Genomic DNA, 1,952 nt, shown 5'->3' on the forward strand with positions numbered 1-1,952 from the left:
AAAGGTAATAAATATTGTTTACACTTAAGTTGGTCTGACATAGGTTTCACTTCTTTAGTAGCAGATGACTAAAGTGTAGCCTATTCAGGCTTTTTTATTCAAGAATTATTAACTAGCACCACGCGTCAGTGAATATATTATTTAATAATATTTATTATGAATTAATGTCATATAAAAATAATACTAACTAGTAATAGTTAGCTATTCATTATATGTATTTGATATTTGAAAGAGTATTTTTACATTTTGTTAATATTTTTACATGTTGCAACAGATAGACCATCATATTATCATTCAACCTAGAACTAAACTCAAATTAATAGGGGGATGATGATATTGCGCAAAATTCATTATGCTTGGTGGATTTTTTTAAGTACATGTATAATTTCTTTAGTTGGCTTTGGATTTATTGTAGATGTTATAGGCCTTTTTTTTGAGCCTATTAGTGCATCTTTTCACATTAGTCGGGCTGGAGTTTCTTTAATGGCTACTTTTCAAAATATTGCCTGTGCTATAACTTTATTATTTGCAGGAAAAATAATGGAAAAAGTAAATGTTAAGTGGCTATTAACTGTATGTTATATGGTTGTTGGTTTAGGATTTATTAGTTTAGCCTTTGCTAAAAATATTCAGCAATTTTATATTGTTTGGACAATTATTGGTATTATGCAGCCCTTTGCATTGACTCTATCTATCCCAGTTTTACTAGGTAATTGGTTTAAAAAATATCTAGGTACAGTTATGGGAATTGCATTAGGTTTATCAGCAATTGGAGGATCATTATTTAATCCAATTATTAGTAATATAATTACCAATTTGGGGTGGAGAGCTGGTTGGATATTTGAAGGAATAATTACCTTAGTCACAATTTTACCCTTTACACTTTTTGTAATACGTTATAAGCCTACAGGAAATGTAAAACCATACGGATATGAGGAAGTAGAGTCTGTATCTGATAGTAACTCTGAATGGGAGGGAGTCGATATTAAACAAGCATTAAAGACCCCAATGTTCTATTTAATTAGCTTTGCTATGATTGCCTTACAGTGGGTAGCTGGATTAGTTCAACACGTTTCTCCTTATGTAGTCAGTATTAAGTTGCCGTTAACAACAGGAGCTGCCGTAGTTTCAGGAATAATGTTAGGAGCTGCTGTTGGTAAAGCAAGTATTGGTTGGTTTTTAGATCATTTTAATAATAAAATTGTGATTATTGTTTATTCTTGCTTTGGTATTTTAGGATGGTCATCGTTAATGTTTTTTAGAGCTTTAAGTTTACTTGTAAGTTCAGGCTTTATTTTAGGGTTAGGACAAGGAATAATGTTAGTATCTTTACCTTATTTTATTAGAAAACAGTTTGGTGCTAAAGATTACAATAATATCCTATCAATAATTTCAATGATGGGAAATTTTGCAACTGCAATTGCGGTTTCTGTTGATGGAAAAATATTCGATATAACTGGTTCATATAATTTACCATTAACTACCAATAGCATCTTATATATACTAGGAGGTAGTGCAGTAGTATTTTCTATTTACTTATCTAACAAATATTTCAAAAAACAACACATAATACAATAAAGCTATGGAGGGTTTTTAAATGAATTTAAAAGACATAAATCATATTGCTAATATTGGGGCAGGAACAATGGGGCATGCCACAGCTTTACAATTTGCTATGGCCGGCTATCCAGTGCAATTATTAGACACTACCCAAGCAGCTTTAGATATTGGAATCAAGAGTATTCAGCATGATTTAGCTACTTTTCAAGAGGCTGGCGTTTTAAGTGAAGATCCACAAACTATTTTGAAGCGCATTGCTACTACCACTGATTACCAAGAGGCACTTTTTAATGCTGATTTTGTAATTGAATCAGTTATTGAAGATTTAGAAATTAAAAAGCAAGTTTGGCAGCAAGTCGAAGCAGAAGTGAGCCCCACTGCTATTTTAGCAA

2 protein-coding genes are annotated in these 1,952 nt (G+C 31.6%); both read left to right on the forward strand.

Annotated elements, in window-relative coordinates:
• Positions 1-330 precede the first annotated feature (330 nt).
• Positions 331-1,578 (forward strand): MFS transporter, encoded by a 1,248-nt coding sequence (locus tag EQ827_RS08610; RefSeq protein WP_181190569.1) that lies wholly within the window; start codon positions 331-333, stop codon positions 1,576-1,578.
• A 19-nt stretch (positions 1,579-1,597) separates the two neighbouring features.
• Positions 1,598-1,952, forward strand: a 355-nt coding sequence (locus EQ827_RS08615; RefSeq protein ID WP_258231831.1) for a 3-hydroxyacyl-CoA dehydrogenase NAD-binding domain-containing protein, incomplete at its 3' end; no start/stop codon positions are given.

Origin of the sequence: Bombilactobacillus bombi (assembly GCF_013607485.1) — a bacterium.
GTDB classification, from domain to species: domain Bacteria; phylum Bacillota; class Bacilli; order Lactobacillales; family Lactobacillaceae; genus Bombilactobacillus; species Bombilactobacillus bombi_A.